Below are 14,689 nucleotides of genomic sequence, written 5' to 3'. Positions count from 1 at the left end.
TTGGCTTAGTCGATGGCGCGGTGGCAGCTATGTACGGCGTTGCTTATATGGTGGCTCCAGAGTTAACAGTCAAAGACTTAACACATGAGATTCCACCATACGATATAACGGCGGCATCTTACCGCTTATGGCAGACTATTGCCTATTGGCCAGAAGGGACAGTATTTGTTTCTGTCGTTGACCCAGGCGTAGGTAGCAGTCGCCGAAGTATTGCTGTTAAAACTAAATCAGGTCATTTTATTGTAACGCCTGATAATGGTTCACTGACGCATATTGAAAAATTTATTGGTTTGGAAAGTATTCGGATTATTAACGAAGAAACCAATCGTCTTCCTCATTCGGAAGAAAGTCACACTTTTCATGGTCGTGATGTTTACGTCTATAATGGAGCGATGATCGCTAAAGAGCTATCATATTATGATCAATTAGCCTTAGCTTCTGACAATGATGAAACGACAAAATTAGAAATCATCGACCCTACATTTGATGGGGTAGCCATTCACGGCGTCATTGACATTCTAGACATTCGTTTCGGTTCGCTGTGGACAAATATCCCTTCTTCCTTACTGAAAGAAGCGGGTATTCAAACGGGCGATACAATTTTGGTAACCATTCACCATCAGGATATGAAGCAATATCAAAATCAAATGTTGTTTGGTCACAGTTTTGCAGATGTTAAAATCGGCGAGACAGTCGGCTATGTCAACTCATTAATCCGTTTAGGGATTGCTATTAACCAACAAAGTTTCTCAGATACCTACAAAATTGGGACGGGAAATGATTGGAAAATAACCATTAAAAAAGTATAATTTCGGAGGAAAATCATGAATAACAAACAAAACACTTCTTTAACAACTTTAGTGGCAATCGGTATCGGTAGTGCGGTCTTCTTTATTTTAGGACGTTTCTTAAGTATCCCTACTCCTGTTCCTAATACCAGTGTTGAGACGACTTATCCCTTTTTAGCTTTAATGGCTGTTATTTACGGTCCTATTCCAGCTGCTTTAATCGGTCTCATCGGTCACGCGGTTAAAGACTTATTAACTTACGGCTTATGGTGGTCTTGGGTATTAACTTCAGGGTTTGTTGGCTTTGGTTTAGGTTTACTGGGTCGTCAACTTAAAGTGAACCAAGGGCAATTTGACCGTAATGATATAATCCGTTTTAATGTTGGTCAAACAATTGTCAACGCTATTGCTTGGATTGTTATCGCGCCTGTTTTAGATATTTTGATTTATGCTGAGCCCGCTTCTAAAGTCTTTACACAAGGTGCCGTGTCTGCGGTTTCGAACGCTCTTGCTATTGGTATTTTAGGGACTATTTTACTGAAAGCCTACGCCAGCACACGCACACAAGCTGGATCACTAAAAAAAGATTAAGTCATGAATGCAAAACAACCCATTATAGAATTTAAAAACGTTAGTTTTAAGTATCAAAGCCAAGCTGAACCCAATCTAATAAATATCTCTTTTTCAATTTATCCTGGAGAAAAGGTGCTCATTATTGGACCAAGTGGATCAGGGAAATCAACCTTGGCTAAGTGTATTAACGGACAGATTCCATATGCCTTTGAAGGGGATATAAGCGGTGATATTTATATTCAAGGGAAATCGACCAAAGAGGCTTCTCTATTTGATTTGTCTTTATCCATTGGGACGGTCTTGCAGGATACGGATGGTCAATTCGTTGGCTTAACAGTGGCTGAAGATATCGCATTTTCTTTGGAAAATGATGTTATCGATACGCAAACAATGAAAAAACAAGTTGAAAAATGGACAGAAGAATTGGATATTGATAATTTGAAAGAGCATACCCCTCAACAATTATCTGGTGGGCAAAAGCAACGGGTGTCCATTGCTGGCGTTCTGATTGATCAAGTTCCGATTCTATTGTTCGATGAACCACTCGCAAACTTGGACCCAGCTTCTGGTTTTGAAACAATGCAATTGATAGATCGTTTGAGTCATAATCAAGGATTAACCACTGTGATTATTGAACACCGTCTAGAAGAAGCCTTATCAGCGGATATTGACCGTGTTTTAGTCATGTCACAAGGGCAATTAATCGCTAATATGACGCCAGATGCCTTATTAAAATCAAACATTTTAGAATCTATCGGTGTTAGACAACCTTTATACTTAGATTTGTTTGAATACGCAGGGATTGATTTAGCAACTTTACCTAATTTAGGCGCTTTTGATGCTTCTACGGCGTCTTCAGAGCTCTTGGAAAAAGTTGAGAGATGGATTCAAGAAGTCGATGGTTTTAAAGAAAAGAAAGAGTCGGTTCCACTTTTAGAAGTTAAACAGGTAAATTTCACTTATGACGAGACAGAAAAATCGAATACTTTAGCGAATATTAATTTTTCAATTTCAGCGGGTGAAATGGTCAGTATTGTAGGCTCAAATGGGGCTGGAAAATCAACTTTAGCTAAATTACTTTGTGGTTTTATCCGGCCGAGTCATGGCGATATTTATTTAAAAGGGGTTAATATTGCAGACTTATCGATAAAAGAAATTGCGGATGCGATTGGTTATGTGATGCAAAATCCAAACCATATGATTTCGAAAAATTTAATATTTGATGAAGTCGCTTTGGGCTTGGTGAATCGTGGTGTGGGGGCCAGCGAAACTGAGGAAAGGGTCTACGAGACGCTTCGTATTTGTGGCTTGTATCCTTATCGAAATTGGCCAATTAGTGCCTTGTCTTACGGGCAAAAACGACGGGTCACGATTGCGAGTATCCTTGTTATGCAACCATCCATTATTATTTTAGATGAGCCAACTGCGGGACAAGATTATGCGAACTATGCTGAAATGATGGCCTTCCTGGAGGAAATTAATCGTCAATATCAAATAACTATTTTGATGATTTCACACGATATGCACTTGATTCAGGAGTTTACAACGCGGAGTTTGGTATTTAGTGGCGGTCAATTATTGGCAGATCTTCCGCCAAGCGAATTGTTTGCCCGGAAAGATTTGATTGAGCAAGCTGATTTGCATCCGACGAGTTTGTATGAAGTCGGAGCCATGTTACCCAATTCGTCAATCAATGACTTGCTAAATGCTTTCATTCAATACGAGCGTCAATTAAAGGAGGTTTCTAACACATGAGCCAAAATCAACAGGCTGTTTTAGGATACCTCCCACGAAACACTTTTGTCCATCGTTTGAGCGGGGCTTCAAAGTTGATTAGTTTTCTTATCTTGTCGGTCATCACGATGACTTCCTATGATACACGTTTTCTTTTAGGTGTTAGTGTGTTCGCGCTTGTGATTATGTATTTTGCAAAGATTCGCTGGCAAGATATTCGTTTGGTGATCTATATTGTGACCACTATTTCATTGATTAATTTAGTCATGATTTATATTTTTGAGCCTGAATATGGCGTCGAAATCTACCAGTCGCGAACGGTTATTTGGGAAGGAATTGGACGCTATACCCTTACTTGGGAGCAGTTATTTTATGAATTCAATATTTTTATTAAATACTTTGCCACCATTCCATTTGCTTTGATTTTTATGCTGACGACCAATCCGAGTGAATTTGCTTCCAGCTTAAACCGGATTGGGGTTTCATACAAAATTTCTTATGCTGTTTCACTGACACTTCGCTATATTCCGGATATCCAACAAGCTTATCTAAATATCCGCCAAGCCCAACAAGCTCGTGGAATTGAGATGAGTGAGAAAGCTTCTTTCATTAATCGGATTAAGCATTCCGCTCAAATCGTATTGCCTTTGATTTTTTCTAGTTTGGAACGAATTGAAGTCATCAGCCAAGCCATGACCTTACGCCGCTTTGGTAAGGAGAAAAAGCGGAGTTGGTATGCAGCAAAGCCCTTTGATCGCAATGATGTGATGACGATTCTAATTACATTGTTTATTACAGCGATTGGAATCTATTGTTTTATAATAAATAACGGTCGCTTTTACAATCCGTTTAGGGGTTAAGCAAAAGGCTGAGTGATAATCACTCAGCCTTTGTATATTGCTTATTTACCGTACAATACTTTGACCGCTTCGAATAAATAATCCGTTGCTCCCTCAGCAATATTTTCGTAATAGTCTTTGAAGCGCTCATCTTGGGTATACATGTAGGCTAACCCTAAATGTTTTTCTTCATCAAACAGTCCTTTTGGCCATGCTGCTCGCAAAAAGTCTGCATGTTTTTTGGCGATTTTCTGCCCTTCTGGTCCTGACGGATTATTATTAGCAACATGTACTTTTAATAAATCATTAATCTCTGTAGTTAATGCCTCGATTTTCTTGTAAGTCGTTTGATCTAGTTTTGAAAAATGTTGGTTCGATTGGTTGATTGTATCTTCCCCGTATTTTTCACGAATTTCTTTGCCATATTTCGCTTCATTACCTACTAATTTTTCTCGTTTAAATGCTTCAAAATCCTTTTCATTCATAGCTATGCCCTCCTTATTTTTACGCATTACTGTTTCGACAGATTGAATGAGTCTTTCGATACGTTCCTTCTCTTGTTGGAGTAATTGGAGATGATTCACCATGATTGCTTCATGCTCAACGCCGTCAGTCGATACCATTTCTTTTATATCATTCAATTCGAATCCTAGTTCACGGTAAACTAAAATCTGATGTAAAAGCGCTAGCTCTTCGACTCCGTACTGACGATAGCCATTGGGTAACACTTCCGCTGGTTTTAAAAGATTGATTTCATCATAAAATCGCAAAGTCCGTGTCGACACACCGCTTAACTTGGCTAATTGACCAATTGAATACTTCATTTTCTCACCTCTTACTCTTAGTATAAAGCTTAACGTAAGGTAAAGGTCAAGTGTTTTTGAATATTTTGTTGTAAGTGGTCCTATTCCAAGCTGGATGTGCCACTTAGGTGATTAAGTGGCCAGAAAACTCAAAAAGTTGGCCAATTAAAAAGCACAATGGCGAGTATGTCCACTTTATCAGCCCTCCTCCACACCTGCTCCCTCACCAAACTAAAAAAACTCCTACAAGAGGAGTTTGGCAGTGATATTTAATTAAAAAAGTTAAAAAAGTTGAAGCGTTTCTTTTTGCTGGCGGGTGCGATTGGTTTGCGGCGGCTAATGTGATCGCCGTTAAAGATGTGACGGGCATTTTCTTTGAAATGGCGCGTTGTTTCTTCACCAAAATCTTTAGTCAGCTGATCAAAGGCGGCTTTCATATTAAATGGGCGGAAGTCTAAATGGTGGACATCGGATGCAATAATATGAACTAAGTTGGCTTTAATCATCTCACGACTGATGTTTTGCAACTCTTCACCATAGTAGCCAGAATAGCTTGAGCTGGTAATTTGGGCTAAAGCACCCATTTCAATTAGCTCATACATTAATTGAAAGTCTTTTTGTAAGACTTGGTTGCGCTCAGGATGGGCAATGATAGGAATACAGCCCATTTGAATTAATTCTTCAAAGCTACTTTTTGTAAAAGAAGGGACCGATACGGTTGGAAACTCAATCAAGTAGTAGCGGCCTTCTGCATCCAATGGCAGCAAGTTATTAGCATAAAAATCTTCGAAAAACATTTCGGTTAAACGGATTTCTTGGGATGGATAGACTTTCATCGAAAGATTATGGCGCTCGTATTCAGCTTGTAAAAGCTCAGCTGCTTCTATCACATCTTTTTTATGGTTAACAAAAACGCCGTTACGGTGATGTGGCGTTAAGACCAAATGCTTTACACCTTCTTCTTCACCAATTCGAGCAAGTTCTAATGATTTTTCGAGTGTCTTGGCTCCATCATCAACGCCTGGCAACAAATGCGAGTGTAAATCAATAATCAACGCAACAATCTCCTTCCTTTAATCTAATTGCAAGTCCTCTTTAATATAAGAGACAATTTCATTATACGAACTATCGTAAATCATTTCATAATAAATACCATCAATCATGGCACCTTCACCAGAAAACTGGTAGTTATCGACGGTGTAGTCGGCATTTGCATATTTAGTAAATAAGGCTAGCATATCCATCAAATTCAGGTCTGTATCGATATTTTCAGAAAAAGCCGTCAACATTTGAGGTAAGTTTTTAAGCACAGTTGGTTTAACCGCTTCTTTCATGACGGATTCAATAATTTCTCTCTGTCTAGCTTGACGGGCATAGTCACCGCCAGAAGTATAGCGTTCTCTAGCATAAGCTAAGGCTGCATCGCCGTCTAAGTAAGTTTCTTCACCTTCGACAAAGTAGTAGTTACCAATTGAGAAAGTAGTTGGTGGGACCACGGTAACACCATCAACGGCATCCACAATTTCTTTTAAACCACTCATATTAACGACTACATAATGGTCAATTTTAATATCAAGCCAGCCTTCAACGGTTTCTTTGGATAAATCAACGCCACCAAAGGCATAAGCATGGTTGATTTTATCCATATAATAGCCTGGAATATTGACATAAGTATCTCTTGGGATACTTGATAAAGTGATATGTTTGTCCATTGGGTTAACAGTCATAATTTGCAAAACATCTGACCGACCTTGTTCTATTCTACCTAAATCTCCTGTATCCACACCCAGTAAAAGAATGGAAAAGCTGGGATCCGTTTGTTCTTCCTCAGCTTTAACTGAAATTGATGGTAATAAATATGAAACAACAACGAATAAACTAATAAATAACCAAGACAATCTTAATTTCATGTATTTTTCTCCATTCAAATGGTTTATCATTGTGTTGTTGAATTAGCAAATTCAATAATTTTTTCTTTTAAAGCTTTTTGCGGAGTTGCATCAAGTTCTTTGATAAATTTATTTATTTCGTCAAGTGACATGGTCATAACTTTTCCGACAATAATTTTTTCATTGACGCGACGCTTGGTCGCTTCTTCAGAAGTAATCAGTTCTTCAAATAATTTCTCACCTGGTCGTTTACCTACTTCAATAATACCAATTTCATCAACAGTATAGCCAGAAAGTAGAATCATTTTCTTGGCCAGATCAAGGATTTTTACAGGTTCTCCCATATCTAAAACAAAGACTTCTCCACCTTCAGCAAATGTCCCCGCATAAATCACCAGGCGACTTGCTTCCGGAATGGTCATAAAGTAACGAGTCATTTTAAAGTCGGTAACCGTAACAGGTCCACCTTCTGCAATTTGTTTTTTGAATAATGGAATCACACTTCCTCGACTTCCTAAAACATTCCCAAAACGAACCGCACAGTAAGACGATTCACTAACTTCGTTAAAACCTGTGACGATTAATTCAGCTATTCGTTTGCTTGCACCCATTACATTCGGAGGATTCACCGCTTTATCCGTTGAAATCATCACCATTTTCGGAACTTTTGCCATATCGACTGCACGAGCCACATTGTAGGTCCCTAAAATATTGTTTTTCAAGGCTTCTGTCGGATTTATCTCCATCAGTGGCACATGTTTATGGGCTGCTGCATGGTAGACAATATCAGGTTGTTCTGTTTCAAAAATTTGTAATATCCGATTGTAATCTTGGATATCCGCAATGATCGGCACATATTGAATCAAATCATTTCGAATCGAATTTAACTCACGGTTGATGAGATAAATAGAATTTTCTCCATGCCCAATTAATAAAACTTTGGCTGGGTTAAAACGACTCACTTGACGAGCGATTTCGGAGCCAATCGATCCACCCGCTCCTGTAATGGCAATAACTTTACCTTCAATTTCTTTATGTAAAGGTGCCTCATCCAAAGCAATTTCGTCACGTCCTAATAAATCGGCAATATCAATTTCTTTTAAAGGAGCATCATTTTGATGGATTCCTAGTAAAACATCTTCCACATCAGGCATTTTATAAACTTTAATCTTTTCATCATTACTTATTTTAATGATACGTTCATACTCTTCTGGTTTTAATGAAGGGATGGCAATCACCGCTTCATTCGCTTTGTAATCCACAATTACCTGGTGAAGAGCCTCTAGGCCACCAACGATCGTAACCCCACCAATTTTTTGATGACGTTTTGCAGGATCATCATCCAAAACAGCGACAACATTCATCCCTTCTGGTCGACGACGGTAGTTTTGCATAAAAATAGAACCACCATCACCTGCCCCAATCAAGACAACTTTTCGTTGTAAATCAGTTCCATCACTATGATAATTCCGGTACAAATAAATAATATACCATAAAACCCGCAAGCTAACCGCAAGCAATGCACTAATCATAGCGGATAGAAATATAAACCGCAGTGATATTTGTTTAAAAAACAGGGCATTAATTAAGCCAGTTGCTGTAAAGGAAAAAATGATAGTTGCAAAAAGATACACATAATCAAGCACGCCGTGGTAGCGTGTGATACTTGAACTCATCGGAACAAATCGTTTTACCAGTAAATAAATAAAATAAGCTAGAAGAATGTAAACGATTATAAATCGAAAAGATAATTCAATTATACTTAAGTAGAGTAATTTGGCTAATAAAGTACCTATTGCAAATATTGTTAAATCGGCAAAAAGCCAGATGGATTTTTTCTGAAATGGCGTTAGCATTTCCACATATTTAACAATTAACTTTGATAAATTTAATTTTTCATTCATTTCATAACCTCGCAACTTAAAATTTTTAAAACTAATTGACAAAACGTTAAATCAAACGGTTATAGCAAATATTTATTTCATTATACATGATTTTAGTGATATTTAGTTAAAAAAAATTAATTATTTTCATCAAACAGAAATTTTTGCAATAAATTGTAGATGAATTCATAATAAAACAAAAAACCACCGTATTGAATTGAATCAATACAGTGGTTTTGAATAGTAGTATTTATTTGGGGGAATTACATCATTCCGCCCATGCCTCCACCCATAGCTGCGGCAGCGGCAGCATCATTTTCAGATGGAATGTCAGCTACAACCGCTTCAGTCGTTAATAATAGAGCAGCAACAGAAGCAGCATTTTGTAAAGCTGAACGCGTTACTTTAGTTGGGTCAACAATACCCGCATCAATTAGATTTTCAAAGGTATCTGTTGCAGCATTGTATCCAATGCCAGCTTCTGAACGGTGAAGTGTATCCACGACAACTGATCCTTCTTTACCAGCATTGTAAGCAATTTGACGAATTGGCTCTTCTAAAGCACGAACAACGATTTTCACACCCGTTGCTTCATCGTCTTCTGCTTGAATGGCAGCAACCTTATCAATCACATTAATATAAGCCACACCACCACCAGGGACAATACCTTCTTCAACGGCAGCACGTGTTGCATTTAGCGCGTCTTCAATGCGTAATTTACGTTCTTTTTGTTCCGTTTCAGTTGCAGCACCAACATTGATCACAGCTACGCCGCCCGCTAATTTAGCGATACGTTCTTGTAATTTTTCACGGTCATAACTTGAAGTGGTTTCTTCAGCTTGTGCACGTAATAATATCACACGATTTTCAATAGCAGCTTTTTCTCCAGCACCTTCGATGATCGTTGTTGAGTCTTTCGTTACATTTACTTTACCTGCATGCCCTAAGTGCTCTGGCTTCGCATCTTTTAATTCGTAACCTAATTCTTCAGAAATAACAGTTGCACCAGTTAAAATCGCAATATCTTCTAGCATTTCTTTACGACGGTCACCAAATCCTGGCGCTTTAACTGCTACAACATTTAATGTACCACGTAATTTGTTTAATACTAGCGTTGGTAATGCTTCACCATCGATATCTTCAGCAATAATTAATAATGGGCGACCAGATTGCATCACTTCTTCTAATAATGGCAAGATATCTTGAATGTTACTAATTTTACGGTCTGTAATAAATATCACTGGGCTTTCTAAGTCTGCGATCATTTTTTCATTATCGGTTACCATGTATTGTGATAAATAACCACGGTCAAATTGCATACCTTCAACAACCGATAACTCTGTTTCAATCGATTTAGATTCTTCGATGGTAATCACACCGTCTTTACCTACACGTTCCATGGCGTCAGCAATTAAACGACCAATTTCTGCGTCCCCAGATGAAACCGAAGCAACTTGTGCAATCGATTCAGTTGAATCAACTGGTTGAGATAATTCTTGTAAAGCTTCAACCGCAACTTTAGTTGCCTTTTCAATTCCACGACGAACGCCAACTGGGTTCGCACCTGCTGTAACGTTTTTCAAACCTTCACGTACAATTGCTTGTGTTAAAACAGTTGCAGTAGTTGTTCCGTCACCCGCTACATCATTCGTTTTTGAAGCAACTTCTAATACTAATTGTGCTCCCATATTTTCAAAACGGTCTTCTAATTCGATTTCACGAGCAATGGTTACACCATCATTTGTAATTAATGGTGAGCCGTAAGTTTTATCTAAAACAACATTACGACCTTTTGGTCCTAGAGTTGTTTTAACCGTGTTTGCTAAAACATCTACACCACGTAAGAGCGACGCACGTGCGTCTTCTGAAAATTTCAATTCTTTAGCCATTAAATAAACTCTCCTTTATATAAATAAATACTAGATTTTACTGTTCAAATTATGATAAAACTGCTAAAACATGCTTAATATCGATAACTAAATACTCTGTTCCTTCATAGGTAACTTCTGTTCCAGCATGTTGTTCAAAAATAATTTGGTCGCCAACTTTAACGCCATCTTTTTCTTCAATATCAGCACCAACAGCTTCAACTATACCTGTGTGCTTCATTTCTTTAGCAGAGCTTGGTAATAAAATACCACTTGCTGTTGTTTCTTCCACTTCAGGATATTTAACAACGATTCTTTTTTGTAAAGGTTTTAACATCTTTGAATCCCTCCGAATATTTTTAATTTAGCACTTGATACACTAGAGTGCCAATACATTTATTATAATAAGCTATCTACCTATAAAAAGCAAGCATTTAAGGCAAAAAAAATATAGTTTAAACATTCCTTAAAGGCAAAATAAAAAAGAGCCAAGTGCAAGGCTCTTTATCTTTATCTCTATCCTAATTTGGTTAATCAAAGTATTCAGAATCGTCATCCGCTTCATCCATATTACTGTCAATAAAATAAATAAGGGTTAATAATTCATTGGTTAAATCGACATTTTGAACGCGAACCGATTTAGGGACATCAAATCTTAGCGGGGTAAAATTCAAGATGCCACGGATACCTGAATCAATTAAACGATCAACGACCTCACTCGCTGTTTCTTGAGGGACAGATAAAATAACAACTTCAATTTGCTGCTCTTCAATCATCTCTTCCAAGTCATCCATCGAATAGATTGGCACACCTGAGCGAATTGTTCCTATTACTTCAGGATTTATATCAAAAGCAGCACTGATACGAACATTATTATTTTTTCTAAAATTATAATTAATAAGCGCATTTCCTAAACTACCTACACCCACAAGAGCAACAGATGTTAATCGATCTTGGTTTAGCGTCTTACCGAAAAACTCTAATAAATAATCAACATCATAGCCATATCCGCGCTTACCTAAGGCACCAAAATAAGAGAAATCACGACGAATCGTGGCGCTATCGACTTTAACAGCTTCAGCTAACTCGGTTGAGGAAACACGCTTTTTCCCTGAATTTTGTAGAAAACGTAAATATCGGTGGTAAATCGGTAAACGTCGGGCTGTGGCTTTTGGTATTGCTTTACTCATTCTTCAACCCACTTTCACAATCCAGTATTGGTTATAGTATACTGAATCAAATATATTTGTTAATAGTATACCACCCTCAAACATTTATTGGAACAAAAGTTATCTAAAAAGTTAACAATCTTTTTTAATCAGCTTTCATCTATTAATTGTCAATTGATTTGGTATAATCAACTTAGCTGTAAAGTGAAGGAGAATTATAATGATTGTATTACAAGCCAATCAACTTGCTAGACGTTTTGCAGATACGGTTCTTTTTGAAGACGTATCCTTTAGTATCCAAACAAATGACCGCATTGCCCTTGTTGGGCGTAATGGGGTTGGTAAATCAACTTTAATTAAACAAATAATGGGATTAGAACCTTTATCTAGCGGGACAATTTCCAAAGCCCGTGATGTTCGTATCGGTTATTTAGAACAACATGTCGTTATTGACTCTACACGGACTATTTGGGAAGAAATGCTTTATGTCTTTCGCGAAACCTTATTATTACGTGAGCAAGCAGCGACAGCTGCTGAACAATTAGCAACATTAGCTGAAGATCCAACTTCTATAGCTTACGAAGAAGCTCTAGCGACCTATGACCGCTTACTCATCAAGTTAGAAGAAGAAAATGCTTATGCAATCGAGTCAGAAATCCGGACCGTTTTACATGGCTTTCGCTTTTATGAAGAAGATTACGATACAGCTGTGCAATCCTTATCCGGCGGACAAAAGACCCGACTAGCATTGGCACAACTTCTCCTAATGAAATACGATTTGCTTATTTTAGACGAGCCTACCAACCATTTAGATATGGATATGCTAGCGTGGTTGGAACAGTATTTAAATAGTTACCGCGGTGCTTTACTCATTGTTTCACATGACCGCTATTTTTTAGATAAGGTTGCTAACCAAGTCATTGAACTTAGACTCAATACTTTGCATACCTATAAAGGTAATTATTCCTACTACATTGAAGAAAAAGCAAACCGACTGGAACAAGAAATCAAGCTGTATAACCAACAACAAGCAAAAATCAGTCAGCTTGAAGATTTTATCGCACGAAATATTGTCCGTGCTTCAACCACCAAGCGCGCACAAAGTAGACGAAAACAATTAGAAAAAATGGAGCGAATCGAAAAGCCTAAGCAAGATCCACGTGCCCCAAGAATTCAATTTTCTGCCAACCATAATAGTGGTGAACGTGTGCTAGCAGCAAACGACCTATCGATTGGCTATTCAGACAATCAGCCTATCGCATCAGATATCGAATTGGATCTTCGCCGCCATGACGCCATCGCCATTGTTGGCCCCAACGGAATAGGTAAAACAACCTTGTTAAAAACGATAATTGGCCAACTTGAGCCTTTGGCAGGTAGTGTCCAATATGGGACCGGCGTTTCAATTGGCTACTACGCCCAAAATGTTAATACCCTAAACCCAGACTTAACGGTTTTAGAAACCCTTTGGCGCGCCCATGATACAACCGACGAATGGCAAATCCGTAGCATTTTAGGCAGTTTTCTGTTTTCAGGTGAAGCCGTTGAAAAGAAAGTGTCCATGTTAAGTGGTGGTGAAAAAGCCCGCCTTTCTTTAGCCTTGTTAGCTACCAAACATGATAATACCCTTTTACTCGACGAGCCAACTAACCACTTGGATATCGATAGCAAAGAAATTCTTGAAGAAGCCATGATAGAATACAACGGTACCCTACTGTTTGTTTCTCATGACCGTTACTTTATTAATCGAATCGCGACAAAGGTTTTAGAAATATCGAGTGAAGGTTCCACACTTTACTTAGGTGATTATGACTATTATGTCGCGAAAAAAGAAGAACTTAACGCCATTGAAGCCTTAGAAAAAAGTGAACAAGCTAGCATAAATGACACTAATTCGAACACAACGCAAACGACCAATAAGGTCAATAAATACGAACAAGGGAAAATCCTACGCCGTGAACTAAGAAAACTCACGAACGCTGTAGAAAACGCCCTAAAAAGAAATGACGAACTGGAAGCGAGTATCGAAGCCATCCATGAACAAATGGCCGCAGCCGCCCAGGAAAATTCACAAGCAGACTTACATGACTTAACGATTGAATTAGACACCTTGACCCAGCAACAAGATTTAGCCCTTGAAGAATGGGAAATTGCCAGCATTGAACTGGAAGACTTTTTGGAAGAAAATCCAGACTTGAGAGAATAGAAAAAATCCAAACTTATGATGATAATTACTATCATTTTAAGTTTGGATTATTTATTTAGAGCTTTTCATATAAATAAATAACTTCGGTCAATAAACGAAAGCCACTTTTTTGATAAATATGAATCGCTTTGGTATTTTCTTTTTCGACAGCTAAGCGAAAAGGCAAGGGTTCCTCACACCATAACAGCTGCATTAATTGCGGAATCAACCGCTGAGCCAGCCCTTTATTTTGAAATTTCGCAGCAATAGCTAAACCAAAAAAATAATAATATTCTTCGGTTAAGTTTACCGATGTAGACCCTAAAAGTTCCCCTTTTGTATTTTCAAAAACATATAAACGATGCGTCTCATCCTCTAAGGCTCCTTCTGCATATAACAAAGCCTCCTCGTAAGAAGAATCAAAAGCTTCAGCTTGAAAACCTGCGATCGCCGCCGTATCTGTTATAGTAGCCAGCCGAATTGTAAAGGAGTCTGTACCGAGGGCGGTTGACGCAGCAGGGCATTCCATCAACCATTCCACTTCATCTTCATTCCAATAAAATTTCCGCTGCCAGTGAGGTATTTTCTCTAAGAAGTTTCGTTCACTCACAAAAACATGCTGCTCAATTCCATAAGCTTCCATCTCTTCTTTTGCCGCTTTAATTAAGCGCGAAGCCAACGATTGGCGTCGATATTGCGGATGCACAATCAGCGTCAATTCCGCATCTTCTTGGCTATCCGCATAAATCGCCAGGCAAGCCACTAGCTCATTTTGATCATAGGCGAGCCTAAACGCCGGCATTTCAGGATCAAAATTAAAACGATTATCCAAATAAATATCGCGGTATGTTCCATCATGCTGGTGGACCAACTCTTCTAAAGCTAATATTTCTTGGATTTGCTTTTCACTTAATGATTTAAAACTTTCAACACGCATCGAATGTCTCCTGATATTTAT

Annotated in this window: 13 protein-coding genes; 5 read left to right on the top strand and 8 right to left on the bottom strand. The window is 38.2% G+C overall.

The window, feature by feature from the left end; translation table 11 throughout:
* Positions 1-29 precede the first annotated feature (29 nt).
* From ACTQ54_RS09435 to ACTQ54_RS09420, 4 genes are read left to right on the top strand one after another with little or no spacing between them, the layout of a single operon-like run.
* Entirely contained in the window at positions 30-809 is a 780-nt protein-coding gene (locus ACTQ54_RS09435; protein WP_441756303.1) for an SAM hydrolase/SAM-dependent halogenase family protein, read from the top strand.
* Between the two features lie 15 nt (positions 810-824).
* Entirely contained in the window at positions 825-1,379 is a 555-nt protein-coding gene (locus tag ACTQ54_RS09430) for an ECF-type riboflavin transporter substrate-binding protein (RefSeq protein WP_441756273.1), read from the top strand.
* A 3-nt stretch (positions 1,380-1,382) separates the two neighbouring features.
* Positions 1,383-3,116, top strand: coding sequence for an ABC transporter ATP-binding protein (locus ACTQ54_RS09425; RefSeq protein ID WP_441756271.1), 1,734 nt, complete (start codon positions 1,383-1,385; stop codon positions 3,114-3,116).
* On the top strand, positions 3,113-3,955 hold the full coding sequence (locus ACTQ54_RS09420; protein WP_441756269.1) for an energy-coupling factor transporter transmembrane component T family protein: 843 nt from the start codon (positions 3,113-3,115) through the stop codon (positions 3,953-3,955). The genes ACTQ54_RS09425 and ACTQ54_RS09420 overlap by 4 nt, the downstream gene beginning before the upstream one ends.
* A 41-nt stretch (positions 3,956-3,996) precedes the next feature.
* On the opposite strand, the gene ACTQ54_RS09415 is transcribed toward ACTQ54_RS09420, so the two are convergent.
* The 7 genes from ACTQ54_RS09415 to ACTQ54_RS09385 all read right to left on the bottom strand — a co-directional run bounded on the left by ACTQ54_RS09415 (position 3,997) and on the right by ACTQ54_RS09385 (position 11,567).
* Complete coding sequence (locus ACTQ54_RS09415) at positions 3,997-4,758, bottom strand: MerR family transcriptional regulator (RefSeq protein WP_441756267.1); 762 nt, start codon at positions 4,756-4,758, stop codon at positions 3,997-3,999.
* Positions 4,759-5,006: 248 nt separating this feature from the next.
* Positions 5,007-5,792: a tyrosine-protein phosphatase gene (locus ACTQ54_RS09410; RefSeq protein ID WP_441756265.1), complete on the bottom strand. Its 786-nt coding sequence runs from the start codon at positions 5,790-5,792 to the stop codon at positions 5,007-5,009.
* Positions 5,793-5,810: 18 nt separating this feature from the next.
* Complete coding sequence (locus ACTQ54_RS09405) at positions 5,811-6,647, bottom strand: LCP family protein (protein WP_441756263.1); 837 nt, start codon at positions 6,645-6,647, stop codon at positions 5,811-5,813.
* 26 nt (positions 6,648-6,673) lie between these two features.
* The gene (locus tag ACTQ54_RS09400; protein WP_441756261.1) at positions 6,674-8,530 is read right to left on the bottom strand and encodes a polysaccharide biosynthesis protein; all 1,857 of its coding nucleotides are present in this window, start codon (positions 8,528-8,530) and stop codon (positions 6,674-6,676) included.
* A gap of 242 nt (positions 8,531-8,772) precedes the next feature.
* Positions 8,773-10,398, bottom strand: coding sequence for a chaperonin GroEL (gene groL / locus ACTQ54_RS09395; RefSeq protein WP_441756259.1), 1,626 nt, complete (start codon positions 10,396-10,398; stop codon positions 8,773-8,775).
* A gap of 49 nt (positions 10,399-10,447) precedes the next feature.
* Positions 10,448-10,714 (bottom strand): co-chaperone GroES, encoded by a 267-nt coding sequence (locus ACTQ54_RS09390; protein WP_441756257.1) that lies wholly within the window; start codon positions 10,712-10,714, stop codon positions 10,448-10,450.
* Positions 10,715-10,907: 193 nt separating this feature from the next.
* Complete coding sequence (locus ACTQ54_RS09385) at positions 10,908-11,567, bottom strand: redox-sensing transcriptional repressor Rex (RefSeq protein ID WP_441756255.1); 660 nt, start codon at positions 11,565-11,567, stop codon at positions 10,908-10,910.
* A gap of 199 nt (positions 11,568-11,766) precedes the next feature.
* On the opposite strand from ACTQ54_RS09385, the gene ACTQ54_RS09380 reads away from it, so the two are divergent.
* Positions 11,767-13,752 carry an ABC-F family ATP-binding cassette domain-containing protein gene (locus tag ACTQ54_RS09380; protein ID WP_441756253.1) on the top strand — a complete coding sequence of 662 codons (1,986 nt, stop codon included), beginning with the start codon at positions 11,767-11,769 and terminating at the stop codon, positions 13,750-13,752.
* A gap of 55 nt (positions 13,753-13,807) precedes the next feature.
* Here the strand turns inward: ACTQ54_RS09380 and ACTQ54_RS09375 are convergent, their stop codons facing one another.
* On the bottom strand, positions 13,808-14,668 hold the full coding sequence (locus ACTQ54_RS09375; protein ID WP_441756251.1) for a GNAT family N-acetyltransferase: 861 nt from the start codon (positions 14,666-14,668) through the stop codon (positions 13,808-13,810).
* Positions 14,669-14,689: the final 21 nt, after the last annotated feature.

The sequence above is a fragment of the Fundicoccus sp. Sow4_H7 genome, assembly GCF_052115865.1.
Lineage (GTDB): Bacteria > Bacillota > Bacilli > Lactobacillales > Aerococcaceae > Fundicoccus_A.
The sequence above is the reverse complement of the archived record's forward strand: the minus strand, read 5'-3'. Positions and strand labels throughout refer to the sequence as shown.